The organism is Methanoculleus methanifontis (assembly GCF_030464365.1).
In the GTDB taxonomy this organism is placed as follows: Archaea; Halobacteriota; Methanomicrobia; order Methanomicrobiales; family Methanoculleaceae; genus Methanoculleus; species Methanoculleus methanifontis.
In genome coordinates, this window is record NZ_VCYI01000002.1 from 45,043 (window position 1) to 67,115 (window position 22,073).

Below are 22,073 nucleotides of genomic sequence, written 5' to 3' on the forward strand. Positions count from 1 at the left end.
AATATGACAGAGATACCATGCGAGATATACGGGGCGGTCTTTACGGTCGATGACAACGCCGCCTTCCTCCAGAAGATCCGAACAATCGCCGACGAGTTTGAGACCCACATCATCCTCTTCGACGCCGATCGCCTGGCCGGACGGGATCACGTCGAGGCGGCGCTCCGGCATGCCTGCAGGTCGTGGACCGGCGGTGAAGCGATCGCGAACTCGCTTGAGATGGAGGCGCTCCTCTACGCCGCGGGAACCCGGCAGTGCCAGGTGGCCTCGTCGTTCGGGATTCACCCGGGTGAAAACCGGTCGTACGTCGCCGTCTGCCCGCCGGCGCCCGGCGTCCGGGACCGGCTTGCCGATCTCGTGAGGTTCGTTCACGATGAACAGGGAGGGGAGGAGATCGATCCCGCGAAGCGGGCGCGTCTTGCCGACCTCTTCTCGATCACCCCCGAGGAGGTTGCGGTGGTCGGGGAGGAGCGGTTCCGCGAACTCGTCCTCGAGCGGGTGGCGCTCCTCGACGTCTACCGCTGACCCAAACGAATTCCATCTTTACGGCTTCACGTCTTTTGCGTGAGACTTTGTTGCTGTCCCTATGACAACCTCACGCGAAGAACGACTTCCCCGTTGGGGAAGGAGTTGGAGCACCGAAGGTGCGACCCGCGAAGAACGCAAAGTTCGATAAAAAGGAGTACAACTCTCCTTCGCGGCTTCGCGCTCTTCGCGTGAGGCTGTGAAGTCGTCCCAAAAGTGCCACGTGGTTGAAGATTCACTGGGTTCAGAATGCAATTACGAGCGTTCATAACAAATTGAACGCTCTCCTGTATCAAATTGCTGAAACGGCTTCCCATTGGCTATCGCCACGCGGGGGAGGGACCGGGAGGGGGTGCCCCCCTCCCGGCAGAGGCGTTTTGGGATGGCCTCTGTATTACTATCAACAATCGATATCGCAAGCGAAGTCGAGAAGAACGCGAAGACCCGGTTGATTGAGAGTTACGCCCCTTCGCGGCTTCGCGTTCTTTGCGTGAGGTGGCTATACCTCACAGGCGAAATGGTCCGCTACCGCTGACCTGCCCCGGCATGGGTCAGGATGTGCCGGATCTCGGGGATGATGATCTCCCGTGCCGCGAGGGTGACCGCCTTCGTCGAGCCCGGGATGCAGAAGACCACCCGGCCGCCGACGACCCCGGCGATCGCTCGCGAGAGGATCGCGGCCGTCCCGATCTCGTCATAGCTCTTCAGCCGGAAGAGTTCCCCGAACCCGTCGATCGTCTTTTCAAGGAGCGGTGCGACGGCTTCTATGGTCACATCGTCGGAGGTGAGCCCGGTGCCCCCGGTGACGATGACGCAGTTCGCATGCGAAAGCGCCACGCGGACCTCGGCACTGATCCGTTCCTGGTCGTCGGGGACGACGGCATAGTGGGTCACCTCGATCTCCGCGGCGGAGAGAAGGTCGATGAGCGTCTTCCCGCTGGTGTCGGTCTCGGGCTTCCGGGTCGAGGAGACGGTGATAATGGCACCGGTTACAGTAAGCGGTTTAAGATGACTGCTGTCCATGGGATCTTCCAGTATTCCTGTACCACGTATTTTACTTCTTTCTATCCCCTGTCAAGGAAAGTTCAATCCCCGACCCCTTTGTTTCGTGTGGAGAAAGAAAGGGCTCCGCGGGCCGGGTTCAGGAGACAGCAGAGAGGAAAGGAATCCGAATGCAGGATATCCGGTGAGTAAACCAGTTAATCTATGAAGATTGACGAGATCGCGCTCATGAACCCGGAGAGGATCCGGACGAAAAAAGGACGGAAAGCAACGGATCAGGGTAGGACAGGAGAAAGTTGAATGGGCCGGATCGGAAGAGAGCAAGACGGGATAAGGCGAGAGTGAGAAGGATCGAGGTGGAACGGGGTAAAATGGGAGAGAAGTGGAACAAGGCAGGACTTAGCCGAATAAGCGGGATAGGGATAAGACAAGACGGAATAAAACTGGAGAGACGCAAATTGGGGCGGAATGGTGCATAAAGAAGTCGAATAAGCGAAACCGGGTAAGTTAAAACAGGATATGGGCAGGAAGCGATGGATCGGGTTGGAATGGAACAGAGTGAAGTTGAACAGGCTGGATCAGGATAGGATAAGACAAGATAAGGGTGGAAAGAGACGGATTTAGACAGAACAGGGTGGAACAAGACAGAAAGGGAGAGGAAGAGGAAGAGAAACAAATCCTGATAGAGTGAGATTTGACAGGAATGAGGAAAGATGGAACAGGTGATCGGACAGGACACAGGATTGGATCCCTCTTTCCCAGTTTTCCCTCTTTGGTCAGTCTCCTCTATCCCTTCTGCTTCCTGTCCCTTTTCTGCTGGTTACTTCGTGACCTGGCCCCATTTTCCTGGTTATTCGCCATAAAAGCCCATAATATCCTTTTCTTTTGGTTTTATGCTTCCTTTTTCCACTTGTTTTCCCTTTTACGCTTTATTGTCCCTCTTTAATCCATTTTAACTCCGGTTTCTCCTTTTTGTTTTCTCTGTACGTATACGATAAAACTTTATATCTTTAGTTGCAGAGGTACACATGAATATCGGCATCAGTTTTTGATTGAATGATACACCCGGTGTATCGTCATCAGGGTTCCACTCGAAACAAAGGGGTCGGGGCGATCGCATCGATCCCACCCTTCCTCTTCCTCCTAGACTATCTCAACCTGACCGGTTTATCGGGATCTTCTGGTGATCCAACCTTCGAAGTTCCACTGGAAACGAAGGGGTTATCTGTCTCTAAAGCGATCATATTAAGAGTCCTCGACACGAAAATTTCCTGCCCTGGCAACCTCCCCGGTGACACCATGTCGGACGATAAAACGAGCCCAATGGGGTTATTCAAAAAATACCTGACCAATAGACGTATATTTAAGAATAGAGAAGTCCTCCGTCATAACTATCGTCCCCAGATCCTCCCTCACCGGAAGCCACAGATCGATGAAATCGCCTCCATTCTCGCACCCGCCCTTACGGACGAGACTCCATCGAATATTCTCATCTACGGCAAGACCGGAACCGGGAAGACAGCGTCCGTCAGGTACGTGGGAACGGAACTCGAGAACGCGAGCGCCCTCGCCGGGACGAAGTGCAAGATCGTCCACCTCAACTGCGAGGTGATCGACACCCAGTACCGGGTCCTCGCCCAGATCGCAAACGGTCTCGACGACGCCGACGAGCACTCGAGCGACAGCACGAGGAACCACATCCCCATGACCGGGTGGCCGACCGACCAGGTCTACGCGGAGCTGAAGAACCAGCTCGAGAGCAACGGCGGGGTCATAGTCATCATCCTCGACGAGATCGACAAACTCGTCAAGAAGAGCGGCGACGATACCCTCTACAACCTCACCCGGATCAACTCCGACCTCAAGTTCGCCAAAGTGAGTATCATCGGGATCTCAAACGACCTCCGGTTCACCGATTTCCTGGATCCCCGTGTCCTCTCTTCGCTCTCCGAAGAGGAGATCGTCTTCCCCCCCTACAACGCCCCGCAACTCTGCGACATTCTCCAGCAGAGGGCAGATATGGCGTTCGTTGAGGGCGCTCTCGACGAGACGGTCATCCCGCTCTGTGCGGCGCTCGCGGCCCAGGAGCACGGCGACGCACGGCGGGCGCTCGACCTCCTCCGGGTCTCGGGCGAACTCGCGGACCGCGAGGACGCCGCGGGCGTGACCGAGAAGCACGTCCGGATGGCCCAGGAGAAGATCGAGACCGACAGCATGGTCGAGTGCATCTCCACCCTCCCGACCCAGAGCAAGGCGGTCCTCTACGCGATGCTGATCCTCGAGCAGATGGGCAAACGGATCTTCACGAGCGGGGAGGTCACGGTGGTCTACCGTGAGATAGCCCGGATCATCGATCTCGATGTCCTGACGCACCGCCGGATCACCGACCTCATCTCCGAGCTCAACATGCTCGGTGTCATCAACACCCGGGTCATCTCGCGGGGCCGCTACGGCCGGACGAAGGAGATGTGGTTCGACGCAGCGACGAGCAAGATCGAGGAGGTCGTCACCCGTGACCCGAGGCTTGACGACGAGAGGCTCAAGAAACTCGATATCAACCGATTGAGAGCAATGTTCAGGTGAAGTTATGGACGAAAAGGATCGTATCCTCCTTCAGGAACTGGAGGAGAACTGCCGCACCCCCTTAAGTGAACTTGCGGTGCTGGCCGAGATGAGTGAGGAGGACGTAAAAGAGCGGATCAGCCGGCTGGAAGCGGCAGGCGCCGTCCGCCGCTACGGGGCGGTCGTCGACTGGGAGCGGGCCGGCGACGGCAAGGTCACCGCGGTGATCGAGCTCAAAGTCTCGCCCGAGCGGGACTTCGGCTACGGCCGGATCGCCGCGCGGCTTGCCCGGTTCCCGCAGGTCCGGTCGCTCCGCCTGATGACCGGTGCGTACGACCTTCAGCTTCTGGTCACCGGGCCGAGCATGCACGAGATCGCGCGGTTCGTCTCCGAGCAGATCGCCCCGATGGACCGGATCCGGGAGACGGCGACGCACATCATCATGAGGACCTACAAGGAGAACGGCACCACCTTCGCCGAGCGCGAAGAGGCCGAACGGCTCCCCTACTCGTTCTGAGGTGAGATGTTTGAGGGATTTCGTCTCGAAACGGGCCCGCGCCATACCTCCTTCGGGTATCCGGAAGTTCTTTGATATCGCCCAGACGATGGAAGACGTCATATCCCTGGGCGTCGGGGAACCGGACTTCGTGACCCCCTGGTGTGTCTGCGAGGCCTCCATCTATTCCATTGAGCAGGGGTCGACCGCGTATACCTCGAACAAGGGGACGCCCCGGCTCCGGGACTCTCTCAGCCGCTACCTCGACACCCGCTTTTCTACACGCTACGACCCTGAAGAAGAGATCATCGTCACCTGCGGCGTCTCGGAGGCGGTCGACGTCGCCATCCGGACCGTCGTCGACCCCGGCGATGAGGTGCTGGTCGCCGAGCCCTGCTACGTCTCCTACAACCCCTGCGTCTCCCTTGCCGGAGGGATCCCGGTGCCGGTCCTCTGCCGGGCGGAGGATGAGTTCCGGTTGACGGCCGACGCTCTTGCGGAGAGCATCACTCCTCGGACGAAGGCACTGATTGCAAACTTCCCGAACAACCCCACCGGCGGGGTGATGCAGGAGGCGGACTGGCACGCGATCGCCGACCTCCTCGTCGACCACGACCTCCTCCTCATCAGCGACGAGGTTTACGCCGAGCTCACCTACGACGGCGACCACTTTTCGCCGGCAAGGATCCCCGAACTCCGCGACCGGACAATCACCTTGAACGGGTTTTCAAAGGCCTTTGCGATGACCGGGTGGCGGATCGGTTACCTCTGCGCTCCGCCCGAGATCACCGCGGCAGCTTTGAAGATCCACCAGTACGTCGCGCTCTGTGCCCCTGTCATGGGACAGATCGCGGCCTACGAAGCGCTCCGGAACGGGGAGGATGAGAAGGATGCGATGGTCAGAGAGTACCGTCTCCGGCGCAACCTCTTCGTCGACGGGCTGAACAAACTCGGTCTTACCTGCCACGTCCCGAAGGGTGCATTCTACGCCTTCCCGTCGGTGGAGAGCACCGGCATGACCGATGTCGAGTTTGCGGAGGGGCTCCTCCGGGAGCAGCACGTCGCGGTTGTCCCGGGAAGTGCCCTCGGCCCCTCCGGTGCCGGGCACGTGCGGTGCGCCTACGCGGTCTCGCGAGACGATCTCAAGGAGGCCCTCTCCCGGATGGGAACCTTTCTTGGTTCAATAAAATAAAAATATCTCCATAAATATCTTCAAACGAAAATCGGAACTCTTTTACGAGAGGTCTCTGCTTGAGCAATCGATAGTCTGGTGTCCGACAGCGGAATGACTGATGGAGAACCCCTTTATTTCCACTGGAGATGTGGATTTATTCGGGGATTCTGGCCGGCCGGGATCGCATCGTACCCGTGTGGGGAATATACACCCGCTCATCCAAACCCCGGGCAGATCTCTGGATTTACATCCGCGCTCCGGTAAACGATCTGTAATGAGATCATTCTGCCGCTCCGGGGGAAAAACTCGATGTGACGGTCTGGAATATCCATGAGGTCATCCCAATATTCTCCCGATCATGACACTACATGCCAAGTGAATCAATCCCATGAATGAGTGCTCATATCGCTCGTATCGGGGAGTGATCTTCTTGAACGCCTCAATCCAGCTGAAGAACCGTTCTACCGCATTGCGCTTTTTATAGAGTTCTGGATCAAACCAGAATGGCCTCCCTCGTTTCGGCTGTTTCCGGGATCTCCGGTTGACCGGTATATTACTCTTTATTCTTCTTTTACGGTTGTACTGACGGATTTCCCGGGCATCGTAGGCTGCATCTGCGGAGATGATTGCAGGACGCTCCTGCACTTCGGGAATCTCAAACGCTTCGAGGGTTGGCTCGTAGAGCCGTGAATCATGGACATTTGCCGGTGCAACCGTGCAGGCAAGCGGGAGGCCGTTCCGATCGACCAGAGCACTCAGCTTATTCCCGTTTACCTTTTTATAGCCATCATAGCCCGCTGATCCCCTTTTTTAGCCGGGATATCCTTGGTATCCGTCGCACAATGTGATAGATCGATTTTCTTGATCGCATACCCGGATCGGAGCAGGTCGAGGAAGATCGCCTGGTACACTCCTTTCTCGCAGAGTTCGAGATGGTACCGATGAACCGTCGATTTGGTGCCATATTTCGCCGGTACATCGAGCCAGGAGCACCCGGTGGTCAGAACGTACAGGATACCGTTGAACAGCCTGCGGGGATCACATCGGGGTCGACCGATATGCGGCTTTGTTGGGGGGAGGTATTTCTGAACAATCTCCCAGAGATCATCGTCAATTTCCCGGAATGCCATGACCCCCGGTTTTATCTAAGGGGTCTTATAATTTTAGGATCACCTCCATGAAAATAAGTTTCCACTGGAAACGAAGGGGTCCTGATCCTGGCGGCAACCGTACGGGAGATGATCGGCGGATGCAAGGATTGATATGCGATGGCCGCTATCGCCGGAAATGCGGGACATGCGCGAATATCACGGCGCAATGCCGGAAGTGCATGCCCGGAATTCCGCGCCTGCCGGGGGACCCGCCCGCCCGGAGGTAATGCTTCCGTTGTCCACGCTCCGGGGAATTCCGGTCAGGCACCCTCTCCCGGGGCGCGGAACGGCCCGGAGCGGGCGGTGCGGGGTTTTCGGAACCCGGTTGCCTTTAACCCGGGTGGCTGCACTCCCGGTGTCACATTGTAACGTTTATCACCCAGTATCACTCCATCCTACTTGATAGAACAATGAGTTGTACTATTATCGTCGGCGGGTTCTTTGGTGACGAGGGAAAAGGAAAGATCGTGGCCCACATCGCTCACCAGGACAGACCATCCATCATCTCCCGGGGTGGCGTTGGCCCGAACGCAGGGCACACGGTTCGTATCGGAGAGAAGGAGTACGGGGTCAGGATGGTCCCCTCGGGGTTCGTCTACCCGGAAGCGACCCTCATGATTGGGAGCGGCGTGCTTGTCGATCCTCGTGTCTTTCTGCGGGAAACCGACCTGGTCGGTGTCCGGGACAGGATCTTTGTTGATGGGCGGTGCGGGGTCATCGAAGAGGATCACATCGCGCGGGACAAGGGAAGCGACCACCTCAGCAAGAAGATCGGGAGCACCGGAACCGGGTGCGGCCCGGCAAACGCGGATCGTGTCCTCCGGACATCACGGCAGGCGAAAGATGTTCCCGAACTGGCGGAATTCGTCACCGACGTGGCCCAGGACGTCAACAACGCCCTGGACAACGACGAGGTGGTCCTCCTCGAGGGAACCCAGGGTTTCGGGATCTCGCTCTACTTCGGAACCTACCCGTTTGTGACGAGCAAGGATACCTCCGCATCGCAGATCGCCGCCGACAACGGCGTCGGCCCGACCCGGATCGACGACGTCATCGTCGTCTTCAAGGCCTACCCGACCCGGGTCGGCGAAGGCCCCTTCTCGACCGAGATGACGGCGGAGCGGTCGCACAAGCTCGGGATCGAGGAGTTCGGCACCGTCACCCATCGCCAGCGCCGCATCGGCACCTGGGACGGGAAGATGGCGCGCTACTCGGCGATGATCAACGGGTGCACCCAGGCGGCGATCACCGGCATCGACCGGGTTGACCCGGCCTGTTTCGGCGCGACGGAGTACGATCAGCTGACGAAGGCGGCACGGGACTTCATCGCGCAGGCCGAAAAGGACATCGGCAAACCCGTCACCCTGATCTCGACGGGGCCCGAGATGTCCCAGATCATCGATCTCCGGAGCGAACTATGAGAAAGAACCTGATGGAGATACTCTGCTGTCCGGTCTGTAAGGGCGAACTCGAACTGACCGTGACTGAAGAGAGCGGTGAGGAGGTGCTGGAGGGGACTCTCCGGTGCGCGGCGTGCAGCGTCGACTACCCCATCAGCGAGGGCATCCCGAACCTCCTCCCGCAGACCGCCTGTGAGGACTGATTGCGTCGATGACGGAGATCCATCTCAACCGCCGGGGGATTAACGCCATCGAGGTTCCGGATGAGGTCGAGGTAACGGCAGGGAGCGACCTCGTCCTCCGGATCGTCAACCACGGGTCGCCGTTGCATATAACCCTCGCCTCCTCGAACTCCTCGGCCTTCACCAGTTTTTTCCACGAGAACCTCTACGTGAGTGGAGACGAGGAGTTCGCTGTCCCCATCCGGGAGAACGCCTATCCCGGCATCTTTACCATCGAGGTGATCGCCGGATACGGTGCCCGGAGATCGGAGTTTCGGGTCATCGTCAGGGAGCGGGCGGCACCGGAGCCTGAACCCGCCGTGGTTCCGGCCGCTCCGGTCGCCCCGGTGGTCCCGTTCCGGTGGGACTCTTCTATCCCAATCCTCGCCCTCGTTGCCGCCGCCCTGGTGTTCTACGGGCTATGGCTGATCTACCAGGTTGATCTCTTAAACGCCGTTGCGTTCGCGGCGCTCCTCGTCGGGGTCATCCTCGTATGGTTGCGGCAGCGGTCGTAGTCGCCGCGTCGCTGCTGGTGGACCGGCTGGTCGGCGACCCGCACTCACGCTACCACCCGGTGGCACTCCTCGGCCGGTTCATCGGGTGGTGGGGCGTTCCGGACCGCTACCCACCCGGCATCCAGCGGGCGGCCGGCGTCGCGGGAACCCTCGTGACCGTGGCTCTTTTGGCCGCCCCGTTTGCTCTCGTCGAGCTCGCGGCCCCCTGGTACCTCTACCTCCTCCTCGCGCCCTTCCTCCTCAAGGCCTGTCTCGCCTGGCGGGCGCTCGAGGAACATGCTACGTCCGTGGTGCGTGCACTCGAGGAGGGAGGAGTCGGTGCGGGCCGCACACAGGTCGGTATGATGGTGAGCCGGGATACGGCGCGCCTCGATCCCGAGCACGTCCTCTCGGCCGCGTACGAATCGATGACGGAGAACCTGGTGGACAGCATCATCTCACCGCTCTTCTACTTTGGACTTTTCGGGCTCGCCGGGGCCGCAGCCTTCCGGGCGGTCAACACCCTGGATGCGATGCTCGGCTACCGGGACGAGCGGGCCCGGCTTGGATGGTTCCCGGCCCGCGTCGACGATGTCATGAACTTCATCCCGGCGCGGCTGACCGGCCTCATCCTCCTCGCCTACTTCGCGGTAAAAGGCCGATTCGGACCGGCATGGGCGGCCCTTCGCCGCGACGCGAAGAAACGGCCGGGGTTCAACGGCGGGATCCCGATGGCCGTCATCGCCGGCGGCGTCGGCGTCCGGCTCGAGAAGCCCGGTGCCTACACCCTCGGGGATGCGGAACGGACGCTCGTGGAAGGGGGCGCCGGGATCGTCTCTGCGGTTCGGGCGGCGACGGTTATCTTTGTGATCTTCGAGATCGCCGCACTATTTTTATTGGGGTCAGTGAGCTATACATAAGAGTAATGAAACTCGAGGAACTGAGATTTGGAACCGAGCTGATCAAGCGCGGCTTTGCGTCGATGCAGAAGGGCGGCGTCATCATGGACGTCGTCAACGCGGAGCAGGCCGAGCTCGCCGAAGAGGCCGGTGCCGTCGCCGTCATGGCGCTTGAGAGAGTCCCTGCCGATATCAGAGCGGCCGGTGGCGTGGCCCGTATGGCCGACCCGCAGAAGATCGTCGAGATCATCGATGCTGTATCCATCCCGGTGATGGGGAAGGCCCGGATCGGCCACTTCGTCGAGGCGCAGATCCTGGAAGCGCTTGGTGTGGACATGGTCGACGAGAGCGAGGTGCTGACTCCGGCCGACGAGCAGTTCCATATCGATAAGACCGGTTTCTCCGTCCCATTCGTCTGCGGCGCCCGGAACCTCGGGGAGGCGCTGCGTCGCATCAACGAGGGTGCGGCGATGATCCGGACGAAGGGCGAGGCCGGAACCGGCAACGTCGTGGAGGCCGTCCGCCACATGCGGGCGATCATGGGCGGGATCCGGGGCCTCTCGGGTCTCTCCAGCCAGGAGCTCGTCGACCAGGCCCGCGAGATCGAGGCGCCGGCGGAGCTTCTCATCGAGTGCGCACAGCGCGGCCGCCTTCCCGTGGTGAACTTCTCCGCGGGCGGAATCGCGACCCCTGCCGACGCGGCGCTGATGATGCAGCTCGGAGCGGACGGGGTCTTCGTCGGGTCGGGCATCTTCAAGTCCGCGAACCCCGAGGAGACCGCCCGGGCGATCGTGGAGGCCGTGAACCACTACGACGATGCAAAGGTCATCGCCGAGGTGAGCAAGGGCCTTGGAGAGGCGATGAAGGGTCTCGACGTCCATCTCCTCCGGGAAGACGAGGTGTTGCAGACCCGTGGGCGTTAAGGTCGGCGTTCTCGCGCTCCAGGGCGACGTCGCCGAGCATATCGCGGCATTCCGGGAGGCTCTCGCGGAGAGGCCGGGCTCATCGGTCACGGCGGTCCGGCACGCGGAAGACCTCACGGACCTGGACGCGCTCGCGATACCGGGCGGGGAGTCCACCACCATCTCCCGGCTGATCGAGAAGAACGGGCTTTACGAGCCGCTCGCGGAGTTCGGGGGCGGGGTCTTTGCCACCTGCGCGGGAATGGTCCTTTCCGCCGACCGGGTGGACGACCCCCGGGTTCGGCCCCTCTCCCTCATCCCGATGCACGTGGCACGGAACGCCTTCGGCCGGCAGGTCGACTCCCGGGAGACGATGCTCGAGGTCGCGGCCCTCACCGAACCCTTCCGGGCGGTCTTCATCCGGGCGCCGGTGGCGACGGATGCCGGGGATGGCGTCGAGGTGCTTGCCCGGATACCGGAGGGGATTGTCGCCGTCAGGAGCGGCCGGCACATGGCGTTCGCCTTCCACCCGGAGCTCGGCGGGGATCTCCGCCTGCACCGGATGTTTCTTGAGGGACTCGGGGTATAAAGCCCCGGATCATCCACCTATCTTTCAACTTCCGTTGTCATCTACGATCAGTTGCGCCCACGCCTCACCTTCGGCCGTCAGGCGGTAGATGATCCAGTTCCCCTGTGCCTCACCGGCGATCAGGTTCGCTTTCTTCAGGACACCAAGGTGGTAGGAGAGTTTCGAGTCTGCAATGCCGAGCACCGCCTTGACGACGCAGACACAGAGGGGCTGGACGGCGAGCATCGCGAGGATCTTTAAGCGGAGGGGGTCGGCGAGTGCGCGAAAGAGGGCGCTCTCCCTTTCCAGGGCCTCGTCCCCCGGCAGCCGCTCCATCAGTCCCGCGATGCCGCCGCACCGGCAGAGCGCCTCCTCGATCCCTTCCGGGAGGGCCATCGATTCCTGCCTGCGCGTAGTGTTCTTTTCCAACCCGGACTCAGACCCCATGTTTCAAGCAATTATGAAATGGCAGCCGATATATAGACACCGATCCGCCGGGAAAGCCTGCGCTGCCCCACCGGCTAATTCCCCTTTTTTCCATCCCCGGCCGGACCTATTTCAAACATTGCAGAAACCTTCACCATAATCTCGGCATGCTGCTAACCTAAGATTCAAACAAATTTAAAATACCCTTCGGGTGCGATCGAATGACTGAAAGAGTAACCGAGAGCGTTGATATCGCCAGTGTATTGAAAAAGCACGCGCCGACAATCGTTCTGTTAGCCGTCATCGTCGGCCTGACCGTATGGTCGTTTTCGACCGGCATGGCAGCAAAAGAAGGGGCGCCCGCTATCACGTTGACGGCGGTAATCCTGCTCATCGTTGTCGGACTGGCCGCGGGAATGCTTGGCGGAATCATCGGGACCGGCGGCTGCAGCGTCATGCTGCCGATCCTCCATTTTTACCTGGGGTATCCGGTGCCCATCGCCATAGGTACCACGCTGTTCGCTGTCATCTTTACAGCGATGTCCGGAGGGTACGGTCATCTGATACGGAAAAACCTGGATGTAAAAACTACCCTATGGCTTGGTGGGTTTGGCATAATCGGCGTGATTGCCGGTTCGTATGCCTTCAACCTGCTCTCGGATCAGACGGCCCTTCTGGGACTGATACTCGGTATAGCGTTCCTTCTGCCTGCGGTTCGCATGATTCTCGAAGGGGTTGCGCATCGAAAGAAAAGCCAGCCGGAAGGAAACGTCATCCCCGGTTCAGAGGGGAGAAAAGGGCTGTTCGGGTTTGTCGTCGGTATTCTGACGGGGCTTGTCGGACTGGGTGGAGGATATGCCCTTGTTCCCGGTCTGATCTACCTGTTTAACGCGCCGGTGTACGTCACAATGGGAACGTCACTGGCAACGATGATCCCCCTGGCCGTCGTCGGCGGGGGCATCAAGCTCGCGGAGGGATACGTTGCAATCGGCGCTGCACTGATCCTGGCCGCCGGAACGATCGTGGGTGCACAGCTCGGTGCTGCCGTCATCAAGAAATTCCACCCGGCAACGTTGAAACTGATCTTCGGCGTCTACTTTTTGTACGTCTCGGTGAAGTTTATACTGGCGTATTTCGGGGTTGCAATATTTTAGCGCGAGATCCGGACCTCGGTGCCATCCCCTCGCAGTTACGATGGGGGAGCTTATCTCCGGCCAGGTGGACGGTTCCCGGTTGCGAACCCTGCCCTCATCCCGGACGGAGGATCGTGGCGGTCCGGAGAGGCCTGCACACCGCGTTCGCGTTCCAACCGGGGCTCGGTGGCAGGGCCTGTACCGGGTGTTGTATAGATCCCCGGATGTGCCTGTTTTCAACTCCGGGCGTTGCCTGCTATCTGCTGCGCCCAGGCGCTGCCTTCACCGGTCAGCCGGTAGATGATCCAGTTCCCCTGCGCCTCGCCGACGATCAGCCCGGCTGTTTTCAGGACCGAGAGATGGTAAGATAACTTTGAATCCGCTATCCCGAGCACTACCTTGATGACACAGACACAGAGCGGCTGCACGGCAAGCATCGCAAGGATCTTGAGGCGGAACGGGTCGGCGAGTGCTCGAAAGAGGGCGCTCTCCCGTTCCAGGATGCCCTCCTCCGGCAACTGCTCCACCAGCCCCGCGATCCCGCCGCACTGGCAGAGCGACTCCTCGACGTCGGGAGGAAGGGACAGGGATGCGCCCCGGTATATTTCGTCTTCTGTCATCGGGGTGTCACACTCATTATTTCAGGGTAACATGAAATGGAGATGCCTATAACTTTTCGACGCTACCATACGGATACGAACCGGTTGTAAGACCGCAGAGGAAAAACGTCGGTGTTATCAGCGGTGGCAGAGCAGCACGGCTCATCCTGACGGGGCTCTACCACAAGCCCGCCGGTTGACCTCTACTTCAACTCTTTTTGAAACCAGAACATTTATCGGGTGGCGTCACCACACTATTTCAAATAATGTTGAAACGATGGAGCGTAGCACCATGACGGACGACACCAGCAAAAACCGGAAGGAGGGCATCGCCGGACGGATCAAGAACCTTTTTGCACCGGAGAGCGACTGCGGCTGCGGCGGCGGCTGCTGCGGCAACGTAAAGATTGTGCCGAAGAAGACGGACGAGAAGAAGGAGTGACCGGAAGCGGAGCATGGCAGGCGTATGGGTGAGGAGTTTCGTGCCCGGGCGGCGTACGGCCCTCAGGAGAGGGAACAGGGCAGGTGAGTGAGCGACCATGGATACCGCTTCGAACCTGATCACCGCCGGAGAGTTTTTCGTCGTCATCGCCGGGGAACTGGTTCTGCTCTTTGTGGGGATCACCTTCCTGGTCGGGCTCCTCCAGGCCTACATTCCCGAAGAACGGATCCGGAGCGTGCTCGCCGGGAGGCGACAGGGTGTCGGGAACGTTATCGGGGCCGGGTTCGGCGCCCTCACCCCGTTCTGCTCCTGCTCGACGATCCCGATCCTGCTCGGCCTCCTCGACATCGGGGTCCCGTTCGGCGTCTGCATGTCGTTCCTGCTCGCATCCCCGCTCTTGAACCCGGTGATCCTCGCCCTCCTCGTCGCGCTCGTCGGGATCGTCCCGACTGCCGTCTACGCCGCCCTTACCTTCACGGCCGCAGTCGTGCTCGGGGCGCTCCTCGGGCGGCTCGGCTACGCCCGCTACGTGAAGGACGTCATGGTCGAAGGCCGGCCGGAGCCGTGCGGCTGCAACAGCAGCCACGGGACGCGGATTCACGCTGCGTTCTCATTCGCGGTCAGTCTCTTCCGGCAGGTCTTCCCCTACCTCCTGCTCGGCGCGGGGATCGGGGCGTTCATCTACGGGTTCATCCCCGGAGACCTGATCGTCTCTCTCGCGGGGCCGGACAACCCTCTCGCCATCCCGGTCGCGGCGGTCATCGGCATCCCGATGTACATCCGGGCGGAGACGCTCATCCCCGTGAGCGCCGTCCTCCTCGAGAAGGGAATGGGGATCGGCGCCGTGATGGCGCTGATCATCGGCGGCGCGGGAGCGAGCATCCCGGAGGTGACGTTGCTTGCGGCGATCTTCGAGCGGCGCCTTCTCGCTGCCTTCGTGGCGGCCATCCTGGGGGCCGCCGTCCTTGCCGGCGTGGCCTTCCAGGCCCTTGCCGTCATCTGAATCACGGATTGAGCATACAAGAACGAAGAAAGGAATAGACCATGATCGACATACTCATCGCCGCTCTTGCGTCGGGGCTCGCGGCAGTGCTCGACTACCTCTCGGCGCACGTCCTCACCTGCCTGGTCCCGGCGTTCTTCATCGCCGGGGCCATCGCCGCGTTCGTCAAGAAGGACGCGATCCTGAAGTACTTCAGCCCGGACACTCCAAAATACATCTCCTACGGGCTGGCATCGGTCTCGGGGACGGTCCTTGCCGTCTGCAGCTGCACCATCCTCCCGATATTCGCCGGGATCCTCAAGAAAGGGAGCGGCATCGGCCCCGCGACGACGTTTCTCTTTGCCGGGCCGGCCATCAACATCCTCGCGATCATCTACACCGCCCGGGTGCTCGGGTTCGACCTCGGGATAGCCCGGGCGGTCTTTGCGGTCGTTCTCGCCATCGTCATCGGGCTTTTCATGGCGCTGATCTTCCGGTCGACCGACGTTGAGACCCGGAGACAGCAGGCGATGGCGCCGACCGTCGCCGGGGCGTGCGAGGAGGAGAAGCCGCGCTGGGTCACGCCGGCGTTCTTCGCCCTCCTGATAGGGATACTGGTCTTCGGGGCGTCGCAGCTCGAGTGGGCGCTCCGGCTCGGCATCGTCTACATCCTCACGCTCGCGATCGCCGTCCTGCTCATCTACTACTTCGATCGCGACGAGGTGACCGACTGGGGGCTGGAGACCTGGGATCTCACAAAGAAGATCTTTCCCATCCTGATCGCCGGGACGTTCCTCGTCGGGATCATCGCCTTCTTCCTCCCGCCCGAGACCTTCCAGCCCTTCTTCGGGAACAACTCGCTCGGCGCGAACTTCTTTGCAGCGATCGTCGGGATGATCCTCTACATGCCGACGCTGCTTGAGGTCCCGATCATCGGTACGACCTTCGGCTACTCGGCAGGCCTCATGGCCCCGGGACCGGCGCTTGCCCTCCTGCTCGCGGGCCCGACGATCAGCCTCCCCTCCGTTCTCGTCATCTACCGGATCGTCGGGCTGAAGAAGACGGCGGCCTACGTGGGGCTGGTGGTGGTCTTCGCGACCGTCGCCGGGTTCCTGTACGGGAACGGCATGCTGCTTATCTAGGAGAGAACCCATGGAGCCAAAGAAGCGAGAGAAACCCTGCTGCGCCGCCAAAGCCCTGCGCCGCGTCCGCCGGATCGAGGTCGGCGGGGTCGTCGTCGGGCTCGCGATGCTCGACGACATCCTGGCCGACGTTATCGATAGCGGTATCACGGCCGAGACCGCTATCGGCGACGAACTCATCAAACAGGTAAAGATCTACAACTACATCCCGAAGGAAGCGGAACCGCTCTACCGGGCGGCGCTCCTTTTAGATTACCAGAACGAGGTGAAGAAACAATGAAGGTTGAAGTGCTCGGAACCGGCTGCGCCAAGTGCAAGCGGCTTGCAAAGAACGTTGAAGCGGCGATCAAAGACCTCGGCATCGAGGCCGAACTCGTCAAGGTCGACGACATCACCGAGATCATGGACCGCGGCGTGATGCTGACCCCCGCCCTCGCCGTCGACGGGGAACTCAAGGTCTCCGGCCGGGTGGCGGATGTCAAAGAGATCAAGGAGATCCTGCAGGGGTGAGACCCCTTTTTCCCCTGCAGTGGAGTCTGAGAGATGGTGCTGGTTGAAATCTTCGGAACCGGCTGCGCCAGGTGCAAGCGGATGAACAGGAACGTCGAGATCGCGGTCGGGGAGCTCGAGATCGATGCGGAGATCCGCACGATCGAGAGCCTCGATGCGATGATCGAGCGGGGCGTGATGCTGACGCCGGCGCTCTACGTCGACGGCGAGGCCAAGGTCGTCGGCCACGTCCCCTGCGTTGAGGATATCAAACAGATACTGCTTGGAGTGAAGTGAGATGACGGAACAGAACACGCCCCGGTGCGCCTGTGAATCCGGGATAGAGCCGGCAGGCGGACCGAAACGGATCATCTTCGCCTGTGCCGGCGCATCGAAGGCCGGACAGCTCACAAACGAGGCCGCTGTCCGGTTGACGAAGGAAGGATACGGGAATATCGCCTGCACGGCCTCCCTCGCCGTCTCTACACCCTCGATCACGAAGAAGGTCGAGGCGGCGGACGAGGTGATCGTCATCGACGGCTGCCCGGTCGGCTGCGCCCGGCGGATTGCCGGGCGGGCCGGGGTTGCGCCCGACCAGGAGATCGTGGTCACGGACCTCGGGATCGAGAAAGGCGGGGGCCTCGACCTCTCCGAAGAGGACGTCGAGACGGTTGTCTCCGCCGCCTGGGAGGGACGGGGAAGAGAGAAGCAGGAGCAGAAGGCTGAGGACTCCGGTGGATGCGGCTGTGGTTGCGGGGGCTCGATGGATACTCTCGTCATCGAATGGCGGCATATCGGGAGCGATATCGAGCATACCTGCGAGCGGTGCGGCGTGACCGGGAAGGCGGTGATGGACGTCGTCGAGCAGATCCGCCCCATCCTCGAGGAAGAAGGCATCGCGGTCCGGGTTGTCGAGACGGTTCTCGAGAACGAGGCGATAACGGAGTCGAACAGCATCCTCTTCAACGGCGTGGCGCTCGAGATCCTCATCGAAGGCATGGAGGTTACCAGCACGCCCTGCGCCTCCTGTGCCTGCATCACCGGGCAGGACGACGTCGAGTGTCGTGCGGTCGAGTATAACGGCGAGCGTTACGAGTCGATCCCGCCGGAGCTGATCGCCCGGGCGGCGCTGAAGGCGCTCGGGCTGGAGTGATACCATGAGAAAGAAAGTCCTCTTCGTCTGCACCCATAATGCCGCCCGCTCGCAGATGGCGGAGGGCTACATGAACGCCCGCTACAGCGACCGTTACGAGGCGTTCTCGGCCGGCACCGCGCCGGGGACCCTGAACCCCCATGCCGTCCGGGCGATGGCCGAGCTTGGGATCGACATCTCCGGCCACCGCTCAAAGGACCTCGGCGAGTTCGACGAACAGGAGATGGACTTCCTTGTCGCCGTCTGCGAGGGCGGGATCCGCCCCTTCTTCCCCCGGGCGAAGGGGGAGATCCACCGGGAGTTTCCCGATCCGTTGAATCTCGCCGGCACCGGTGATGAGATCATGGCCGACGTCCGGCGGATCCGGGACGAGGTCACCATCCGGATCGATACGGCGTTCGGGGCGGTCTGAATGGCGTTCACCGTCATCACCTGTTCCGGGGTCTCGAATACCGGGAAACTGACGGCCCAGACCGGTGCGATGCTCCTCCGCTGCTCCTGCGGGATGATCGAGGCCTGTATCGCGGCAACCCGGCCGACGGCGTCTCTGGAGGCTTTCGTCCGGCACGCGGATCGCATCCTGGTGCTGGACGGGTGCGGCGATTGCTGCGGGAGGAAGAAGTTACAGGCGCTCGGGGTCGAGCCGCACCTGCACATCGTCGCGACCGACTGCGGCATCGCAAAGAACGGGATGGCCGAACCCCGGTTCGACGAGATCGAGCGCCTCTCGGCCGCCGTTATGGATGCGATCAGGGGATAAATGCTGGCTCCAGACCTCTTTTGCTGGCAGGTTTCTGACCGGCTCTTTCGCTCTCTATGCAAGATCGGGCAGGCTGCTTTCCCACCGGCGGCGATCACCTCCCCGGTGCCCACCCGAATGAATTATATCTCCGGTTGAACAACAGGTCAGCGTCATTTCAAGATATCTTGTAATGATGTCCCGGCACCGGGGGTGTCCCTGATGAGACGAACACACATGAGTAACTCCGAACCCGGGCGCACACAGGAACAGTTCCCCTGCAGCGCCCCCGCCCGGAAGATCCTGCCGATCGCTGCGCTGTCGGTCATCCTGGCGTTGACCGCCCTCTCTGCAGGATGCATGACAGCACCCGGCGGAGCGGATGCCGCATCAGTCTCGCCGCTCAACGGCACCGTCACGAAAGTCGAGGTCATCCACTTCACCGCGCCGAGCCAGTGCTACTCCTGCGTGGTGCTAGGCGACTACGCCGAGGAGACCGTGAAGACGCACTTCCCCGAAGAACTCGGCTCCGGGAAGGTGATCTTCGACCACATCGATATCGCCGACCCGGGAAAGAAGGAGATCGTCGAGCGCTATGGTGCGACCGGCTCGTCGCTCTGGCTCGGCACCTACGACGACCAGGGTGGATTCTACAAAGAAGAGGATACCCGGGTCTGGTACAGACTCAACGATAAACCCGGATTCATGCAGTACCTCAATGCGCTGATCGAGATGCGCCTTGCAGGGGACTTCTCGCAATGAGCCTGATGGGGTTCATGGAGACGATGGGGACGAGCAGCGTTCCTCTCGTCGCCGCGTTCTTCATCGGGCTGATGATGGCCCTCTCGCCCTGCCCGCTCGCGACGAACATTGCCGCGATCGGTTATCTCTCCCGCCGGATAGGGAGCCCGGGGCAGACCCTCCTCGCCGGGTCGCTCTACAGCGCGGGGAGGATGGTCGTCTACGTCGGGCTCGCGGCGTTGATCGTCATCTTCGGCCTCTCCGTCCAAGGGATCTCGCTCTTCCTCCAGTCCTGGGGGGAGATGCTGGTCGGCCCACTGCTGATCGCCATCGGGGTCGTGATGCTCGATCTCGTCCCGCTCCCCTCATGGGGCGGCGGCAGCAGGCGGTTTGCCGCGTTCAAGGAGCGGATCGCCGACCGGGGGCTCGCAGGGAGTTTCATCCTCGGCGTGCTCTTCGCACTGACCTTCTGCCCGTTCTCGGCGGTTCTCTTCTTTGCGATGCTGGTCCCGCTGGCGCTCCGAACCTCCGACCCACTCGGGGTGCCGGCGGTCTTTGCCGTCGCGACCGCTCTGCCGGTGATCGCGTTCTCGCTGATCATGGTGACCGGGATCGCGAAGGTGGGGAATGCGATGAAGGCGGCGGAGACGTTCGAGTACTGGACGCGGCGCATCGTCGGGGTGCTCTTCATCGGGATCGGGGCCTATCTTCTCGTGGCAATGCTGGTCGCGTGACAGGCGGGAGCGAGAAAAAAGACGAAGGATGCACCGGCTCAGGAGTAAAGAAACTCTTTTCTTCCGGCTGCGGTTGCGGAACATGGATCGTCCCGAAGACGGAAGTATCCGAGCCGAAAGAGGAGTAGACGGGTAGTGCGGGGTCGAGGGCACATCCCTCCTCTCCGCAGTCTTTGAGCGGAAGACCGTGCGAACGCTGGCGGCCTCAGTGGGCCGGAATACCCTGACAGTTCCATGGCATCACCTACGGCCCGTATTCGCCTGATAACGTGTGTTTTTATATTTCAACTCTAGAGTATTCTCCAGGTTGGGTCCCGCCGTGACCGGGGAGATCGTTAACGAAATACTGAGCTGCGCACAGACGTCCGCGTCTTTCGCCGGCGGCCGGGCTGGTCGGGAGGAGATGGCATGCCGAACGTGATCGAGGCCGCCGCCCTCACGAAGACTTTCGGCGCCGTCACCGCCGTGGACCGCGTCTCGTTCGAGGTTCGGCGGGGCGAGATCTTCGGGTTCCTCGGGCCGAACGGCGCCGGGAAGACCACCACCACGCGGATGCTCACCGGCGTCGTCCCGATGGACGGCGGGAGCGTGAGGATCTTCGGCCACGATATCCTGAAGGAACCGGTCCAGGCGAAGCAGCGGTTCGGCGTCGTGCCCGAGACCTCGAACGCCTATGTCGAGCTCACCGCGTGGCAGAACCTCATGCTGATGGGCGACCTCTACGGGCTCGACCGCGCCCACTCGGAGCGGCGTTCCCGCGACCTCCTCGAGACCCTCGGTCTCTACGGGAGGAAGGACCAGAAGGTGCAGGGCTACTCGAAGGGGATGAAACAGCGGCTTATCCTCGCCATGGCACTCCTCCACGAGCCCGAACTCCTCTTCCTCGACGAACCGACGAGCGGGCTTGACGTGCAGAGCACGCAGATGATCCTCGTTCTCCTGCGCGACCTGAACACGGACGGAACCACCATCTTCCTCACCACCCACAACATGGAGGAGGCGAACCGGCTCTGTGACCGCATAGGCATCATCCGGGCCGGCAAGATCGTCGCGATCGATGCTCCCGAGAGGCTGAAGACGGCGATCGACCGCATGCACCGGCTTGAGGTGAGCTTCGACCGGCCGGTCTTGGCCGACGCCCTCGTGGGACTTGACGGCGTGGCCGAAGCGTACCGGACGGGGGACAAGTGGCAGATCGTTACGGAGGATCCGGATCTCGTCATCCGGTCGCTCGTGGCCTTCAGCGGCGATTGCGGTGCGGCGATCCTCACCTTAAATACCCTCGCCCCGTCGCTCGACGAGGTCTTCCTGCGGCTGACCGGGGAGGAGCAACCGTGAACCCGGCGGCATACCGGGAACAGGCACGGCGGGCGTGGGCGATTGCGAGGAAGGACATCCGCGTCTACTACCTCAAGGGCCCGGTGCTCATCTTCGGGATCTTCATGCCGGTCTTCCTCTTCCTCGCCTTCTTCCTGGGCGGCCGGGACCTCCCGCTCGCGTTCCTCCTCTCCGGGCTCGTAGGAATGACCCTCTTCTTCACCGCGACCGCCGTCTCGCCGGCGATCTTCCCCTGGGAAGGGCAGGCAAGGACGCTCGAACGCCTTGCCACCTGCCCCGTCACCATCGAGGCGATCGTCCTCGGGGACATGATTGCCTCCGTCCTCTTCGGCATCGGGGTCACGGCGGTCACCATCCTCCTCGCGCTCGGGCTCGGCCTGCCCCTCCTGCACGGCATCGTGCTCGGTCTGGCAATCCCCATCGCCGCGTGTTGCTTCTCGGCAATCGGCGTCCTCCTTGCCGTCCCCCCGACGAACGTGCCCTCGAACATCATGATGCTCTCCACTCTCCTGAAGTTCCCGCTCGTCTTCATATCCGGTATCTTCGTCCCCCTGGAGCAGATGCCGGCGTGGGGGCTCATGCTTGCGGCCTGCTCGCCGCTCACCTACTTCACGGACGTCGTCCGCTACGCTTTCTCCGGCGCACACCACTTCCCGGTGGTGGTCGATATTGCGGCGCTCACGCTCTTTGCCCTGGTCTTCACCGCCGCCGCGATGTACCTGCACAGGCGGAGCATGCCGCGGAGGATCTGATCCGGTGCA

General features: G+C 61.3%; 29 protein-coding genes. 24 read left to right on the forward strand and 5 right to left on the reverse strand.

The window, feature by feature from the left end; all coding sequences use genetic code 11:
• Positions 1-3 precede the first annotated feature (3 nt).
• Positions 4-525 (forward strand): KEOPS complex subunit Cgi121, encoded by a 522-nt coding sequence (gene cgi121, locus FGW20_RS01635; RefSeq protein WP_301676374.1) that lies wholly within the window; start codon positions 4-6, stop codon positions 523-525.
• Between the two features lie 525 nt (positions 526-1,050).
• Here cgi121 and FGW20_RS01640 read toward each other — a convergent pair.
• On the reverse strand, positions 1,051-1,548 hold the full coding sequence (locus tag FGW20_RS01640) for a MogA/MoaB family molybdenum cofactor biosynthesis protein (protein ID WP_301676375.1): 498 nt from the start codon (positions 1,546-1,548) through the stop codon (positions 1,051-1,053).
• A 1,278-nt stretch (positions 1,549-2,826) separates the two neighbouring features.
• Between FGW20_RS01640 and FGW20_RS01645 the strand changes: the two genes are divergently transcribed.
• From FGW20_RS01645 to FGW20_RS01655, 3 genes are read left to right on the forward strand one after another with little or no spacing between them, the layout of a single operon-like run.
• Entirely contained in the window at positions 2,827-4,110 is a 1,284-nt protein-coding gene (locus FGW20_RS01645) for an ORC1-type DNA replication protein (RefSeq protein ID WP_301676376.1), read from the forward strand.
• Between the two features lie 4 nt (positions 4,111-4,114).
• Positions 4,115-4,606 (forward strand): Lrp/AsnC family transcriptional regulator, encoded by a 492-nt coding sequence (locus tag FGW20_RS01650; RefSeq protein ID WP_301676377.1) that lies wholly within the window; start codon positions 4,115-4,117, stop codon positions 4,604-4,606.
• Positions 4,607-4,616: 10 nt separating this feature from the next.
• Entirely contained in the window at positions 4,617-5,777 is a 1,161-nt protein-coding gene (locus tag FGW20_RS01655) for an aminotransferase class I/II-fold pyridoxal phosphate-dependent enzyme (protein ID WP_301676378.1), read from the forward strand.
• A gap of 318 nt (positions 5,778-6,095) precedes the next feature.
• Here FGW20_RS01655 and FGW20_RS13320 read toward each other — a convergent pair whose 3' ends face one another.
• The gene (locus FGW20_RS13320; protein WP_082223170.1) at positions 6,096-6,518 is read right to left on the reverse strand and encodes an IS5 family transposase; all 423 of its coding nucleotides are present in this window, start codon (positions 6,516-6,518) and stop codon (positions 6,096-6,098) included.
• 11 nt (positions 6,519-6,529) lie between these two features.
• Complete coding sequence (locus FGW20_RS01660) at positions 6,530-6,889, reverse strand: IS5/IS1182 family transposase (RefSeq protein ID WP_048115196.1); 360 nt, start codon at positions 6,887-6,889, stop codon at positions 6,530-6,532.
• 431 nt (positions 6,890-7,320) lie between these two features.
• Between FGW20_RS01660 and FGW20_RS01665 the strand changes: the two genes are divergently transcribed.
• From FGW20_RS01665 to pdxT, 6 genes are read left to right on the forward strand one after another with little or no spacing between them, the layout of a single operon-like run.
• A complete protein-coding gene (locus FGW20_RS01665; RefSeq protein ID WP_301676379.1) occupies positions 7,321-8,331 on the forward strand; it encodes an adenylosuccinate synthetase in 1,011 nt (336 codons plus the stop codon).
• Positions 8,328-8,513 (forward strand): methytransferase partner Trm112, encoded by a 186-nt coding sequence (locus FGW20_RS01670; protein ID WP_011842862.1) that lies wholly within the window; start codon positions 8,328-8,330, stop codon positions 8,511-8,513. The genes FGW20_RS01665 and FGW20_RS01670 overlap by 4 nt, the downstream gene beginning before the upstream one ends.
• An 8-nt stretch (positions 8,514-8,521) precedes the next feature.
• On the forward strand, positions 8,522-9,046 hold the full coding sequence (locus FGW20_RS01675; RefSeq protein WP_301676380.1) for a DUF7524 family protein: 525 nt from the start codon (positions 8,522-8,524) through the stop codon (positions 9,044-9,046).
• Positions 9,025-9,945 (forward strand): adenosylcobinamide-phosphate synthase CbiB, encoded by a 921-nt coding sequence (gene cbiB / locus FGW20_RS01680; RefSeq protein ID WP_301676381.1) that lies wholly within the window; start codon positions 9,025-9,027, stop codon positions 9,943-9,945. Before FGW20_RS01675 ends, cbiB begins: the two co-directional genes overlap by 22 nt.
• Positions 9,946-9,950: 5 nt before the next feature.
• Entirely contained in the window at positions 9,951-10,847 is an 897-nt protein-coding gene (pdxS, locus tag FGW20_RS01685; RefSeq protein WP_301676382.1) for a pyridoxal 5'-phosphate synthase lyase subunit PdxS, read from the forward strand.
• On the forward strand, positions 10,837-11,415 hold the full coding sequence (pdxT, locus tag FGW20_RS01690) for a pyridoxal 5'-phosphate synthase glutaminase subunit PdxT (protein ID WP_301676383.1): 579 nt from the start codon (positions 10,837-10,839) through the stop codon (positions 11,413-11,415). Before pdxS ends, pdxT begins: the two co-directional genes overlap by 11 nt.
• A gap of 24 nt (positions 11,416-11,439) precedes the next feature.
• Here the strand turns inward: pdxT and FGW20_RS01695 are convergent, their stop codons facing one another.
• The gene (locus tag FGW20_RS01695; RefSeq protein WP_301676384.1) at positions 11,440-11,790 is read right to left on the reverse strand and encodes an ArsR/SmtB family transcription factor; all 351 of its coding nucleotides are present in this window, start codon (positions 11,788-11,790) and stop codon (positions 11,440-11,442) included.
• Positions 11,791-12,041: 251 nt separating this feature from the next.
• Here FGW20_RS01695 and FGW20_RS01700 point away from each other — a divergent pair, with 251 nt between their 5' ends.
• Complete coding sequence (locus FGW20_RS01700; RefSeq protein ID WP_301676385.1) at positions 12,042-12,974, forward strand: sulfite exporter TauE/SafE family protein; 933 nt, start codon at positions 12,042-12,044, stop codon at positions 12,972-12,974.
• Positions 12,975-13,189: 215 nt separating this feature from the next.
• Here the strand turns inward: FGW20_RS01700 and FGW20_RS01705 are convergent, their stop codons facing one another.
• Positions 13,190-13,573 carry an ArsR/SmtB family transcription factor gene (locus FGW20_RS01705; protein ID WP_301676386.1) on the reverse strand — a complete coding sequence of 128 codons (384 nt, stop codon included), beginning with the start codon at positions 13,571-13,573 and terminating at the stop codon, positions 13,190-13,192.
• A gap of 271 nt (positions 13,574-13,844) precedes the next feature.
• Here FGW20_RS01705 and FGW20_RS01710 point away from each other — a divergent pair, with 271 nt between their 5' ends.
• From FGW20_RS01710 to FGW20_RS01770, 13 genes are all read left to right on the forward strand, one after another.
• Complete coding sequence (locus tag FGW20_RS01710) at positions 13,845-13,994, forward strand: hypothetical protein (protein WP_162492839.1); 150 nt, start codon at positions 13,845-13,847, stop codon at positions 13,992-13,994.
• 97 nt (positions 13,995-14,091) lie between these two features.
• On the forward strand, positions 14,092-14,997 hold the full coding sequence (locus FGW20_RS01715) for a permease (RefSeq protein WP_301676387.1): 906 nt from the start codon (positions 14,092-14,094) through the stop codon (positions 14,995-14,997).
• Positions 14,998-15,038: 41 nt separating this feature from the next.
• A complete protein-coding gene (locus FGW20_RS01720) occupies positions 15,039-16,118 on the forward strand; it encodes a permease (RefSeq protein ID WP_301676388.1) in 1,080 nt (359 codons plus the stop codon).
• Between the two features lie 10 nt (positions 16,119-16,128).
• Complete coding sequence (locus tag FGW20_RS01725; protein WP_301676389.1) at positions 16,129-16,398, forward strand: hypothetical protein; 270 nt, start codon at positions 16,129-16,131, stop codon at positions 16,396-16,398.
• Positions 16,395-16,628, forward strand: coding sequence for a thioredoxin family protein (locus tag FGW20_RS01730; RefSeq protein WP_301676390.1), 234 nt, complete (start codon positions 16,395-16,397; stop codon positions 16,626-16,628). Before FGW20_RS01725 ends, FGW20_RS01730 begins: the two co-directional genes overlap by 4 nt.
• Positions 16,629-16,661: 33 nt before the next feature.
• The gene (locus FGW20_RS01735) at positions 16,662-16,904 is read left to right on the forward strand and encodes a thioredoxin family protein (protein ID WP_301676391.1); all 243 of its coding nucleotides are present in this window, start codon (positions 16,662-16,664) and stop codon (positions 16,902-16,904) included.
• A 1-nt stretch (position 16,905) separates the two neighbouring features.
• Positions 16,906-17,760 (forward strand): putative zinc-binding protein, encoded by an 855-nt coding sequence (locus tag FGW20_RS01740; protein WP_301676392.1) that lies wholly within the window; start codon positions 16,906-16,908, stop codon positions 17,758-17,760.
• Between the two features lie 4 nt (positions 17,761-17,764).
• Positions 17,765-18,172, forward strand: coding sequence for an arsenate reductase ArsC (locus FGW20_RS01745; RefSeq protein WP_301676393.1), 408 nt, complete (start codon positions 17,765-17,767; stop codon positions 18,170-18,172).
• The gene (locus FGW20_RS01750; RefSeq protein WP_301676394.1) at positions 18,173-18,520 is read left to right on the forward strand and encodes a putative zinc-binding protein; all 348 of its coding nucleotides are present in this window, start codon (positions 18,173-18,175) and stop codon (positions 18,518-18,520) included.
• A gap of 201 nt (positions 18,521-18,721) precedes the next feature.
• Positions 18,722-19,261, forward strand: a complete 540-nt coding sequence (locus tag FGW20_RS01755; protein WP_156168415.1) for a nitrophenyl compound nitroreductase subunit ArsF family protein — start codon at positions 18,722-18,724, stop codon at positions 19,259-19,261.
• A complete protein-coding gene (locus FGW20_RS01760) occupies positions 19,258-19,974 on the forward strand; it encodes an aromatic aminobenezylarsenical efflux permease ArsG family transporter (protein WP_301676395.1) in 717 nt (238 codons plus the stop codon). Before FGW20_RS01755 ends, FGW20_RS01760 begins: the two co-directional genes overlap by 4 nt.
• 408 nt (positions 19,975-20,382) lie before the next feature.
• Positions 20,383-21,312 carry an ABC transporter ATP-binding protein gene (locus FGW20_RS01765; RefSeq protein ID WP_301676396.1) on the forward strand — a complete coding sequence of 310 codons (930 nt, stop codon included), beginning with the start codon at positions 20,383-20,385 and terminating at the stop codon, positions 21,310-21,312.
• Positions 21,309-22,064, forward strand: a complete 756-nt coding sequence (locus FGW20_RS01770) for an ABC transporter permease (protein WP_301676397.1) — start codon at positions 21,309-21,311, stop codon at positions 22,062-22,064. The genes FGW20_RS01765 and FGW20_RS01770 overlap by 4 nt, the downstream gene beginning before the upstream one ends.
• Positions 22,065-22,073: the final 9 nt, after the last annotated feature.

Coding starts and splice junctions, on each gene's coding strand:
- FGW20_RS01710 (WP_162492839.1), top strand. CDS start 13,845: ATGACGGACGACACCAGCAAAAACCGGAAGGAGGGCATCGCCGGACGG.
- FGW20_RS01740 (WP_301676392.1), top strand. CDS start 16,906: ATGACGGAACAGAACACGCCCCGGTGCGCCTGTGAATCCGGGATAGAG.
- cbiB (WP_301676381.1), top strand. CDS start 9,025: ATGGTTGCGGCAGCGGTCGTAGTCGCCGCGTCGCTGCTGGTGGACCGG.
- FGW20_RS01705 (WP_301676386.1), bottom strand. CDS start 13,573: ATGACAGAAGACGAAATATACCGGGGCGCATCCCTGTCCCTTCCTCCC.
- FGW20_RS01725 (WP_301676389.1), top strand. CDS start 16,129: ATGGAGCCAAAGAAGCGAGAGAAACCCTGCTGCGCCGCCAAAGCCCTG.
- FGW20_RS01720 (WP_301676388.1), top strand. CDS start 15,039: ATGATCGACATACTCATCGCCGCTCTTGCGTCGGGGCTCGCGGCAGTG.
- FGW20_RS01765 (WP_301676396.1), top strand. CDS start 20,383: ATGCCGAACGTGATCGAGGCCGCCGCCCTCACGAAGACTTTCGGCGCC.
- FGW20_RS01730 (WP_301676390.1), top strand. CDS start 16,395: ATGAAGGTTGAAGTGCTCGGAACCGGCTGCGCCAAGTGCAAGCGGCTT.
- FGW20_RS01660 (WP_048115196.1), bottom strand. CDS start 6,889: ATGGCATTCCGGGAAATTGACGATGATCTCTGGGAGATTGTTCAGAAA.
- FGW20_RS01670 (WP_011842862.1), top strand. CDS start 8,328: ATGAGAAAGAACCTGATGGAGATACTCTGCTGTCCGGTCTGTAAGGGC.
- FGW20_RS01745 (WP_301676393.1), top strand. CDS start 17,765: ATGAGAAAGAAAGTCCTCTTCGTCTGCACCCATAATGCCGCCCGCTCG.
- FGW20_RS01650 (WP_301676377.1), top strand. CDS start 4,115: ATGGACGAAAAGGATCGTATCCTCCTTCAGGAACTGGAGGAGAACTGC.
- FGW20_RS01675 (WP_301676380.1), top strand. CDS start 8,522: ATGACGGAGATCCATCTCAACCGCCGGGGGATTAACGCCATCGAGGTT.
- FGW20_RS01750 (WP_301676394.1), top strand. CDS start 18,173: ATGGCGTTCACCGTCATCACCTGTTCCGGGGTCTCGAATACCGGGAAA.
- FGW20_RS01640 (WP_301676375.1), bottom strand. CDS start 1,548: ATGGACAGCAGTCATCTTAAACCGCTTACTGTAACCGGTGCCATTATC.
- cgi121 (WP_301676374.1), top strand. CDS start 4: ATGACAGAGATACCATGCGAGATATACGGGGCGGTCTTTACGGTCGAT.
- FGW20_RS01665 (WP_301676379.1), top strand. CDS start 7,321: ATGAGTTGTACTATTATCGTCGGCGGGTTCTTTGGTGACGAGGGAAAA.
- FGW20_RS01700 (WP_301676385.1), top strand. CDS start 12,042: ATGACTGAAAGAGTAACCGAGAGCGTTGATATCGCCAGTGTATTGAAA.
- FGW20_RS01755 (WP_156168415.1), top strand. CDS start 18,722: ATGAGACGAACACACATGAGTAACTCCGAACCCGGGCGCACACAGGAA.
- FGW20_RS01645 (WP_301676376.1), top strand. CDS start 2,827: ATGTCGGACGATAAAACGAGCCCAATGGGGTTATTCAAAAAATACCTG.
- FGW20_RS01760 (WP_301676395.1), top strand. CDS start 19,258: ATGAGCCTGATGGGGTTCATGGAGACGATGGGGACGAGCAGCGTTCCT.
- FGW20_RS01695 (WP_301676384.1), bottom strand. CDS start 11,790: ATGGCCCTCCCGGAAGGGATCGAGGAGGCGCTCTGCCGGTGCGGCGGC.
- FGW20_RS01715 (WP_301676387.1), top strand. CDS start 14,092: ATGGATACCGCTTCGAACCTGATCACCGCCGGAGAGTTTTTCGTCGTC.
- pdxS (WP_301676382.1), top strand. CDS start 9,951: ATGAAACTCGAGGAACTGAGATTTGGAACCGAGCTGATCAAGCGCGGC.
- FGW20_RS01735 (WP_301676391.1), top strand. CDS start 16,662: ATGGTGCTGGTTGAAATCTTCGGAACCGGCTGCGCCAGGTGCAAGCGG.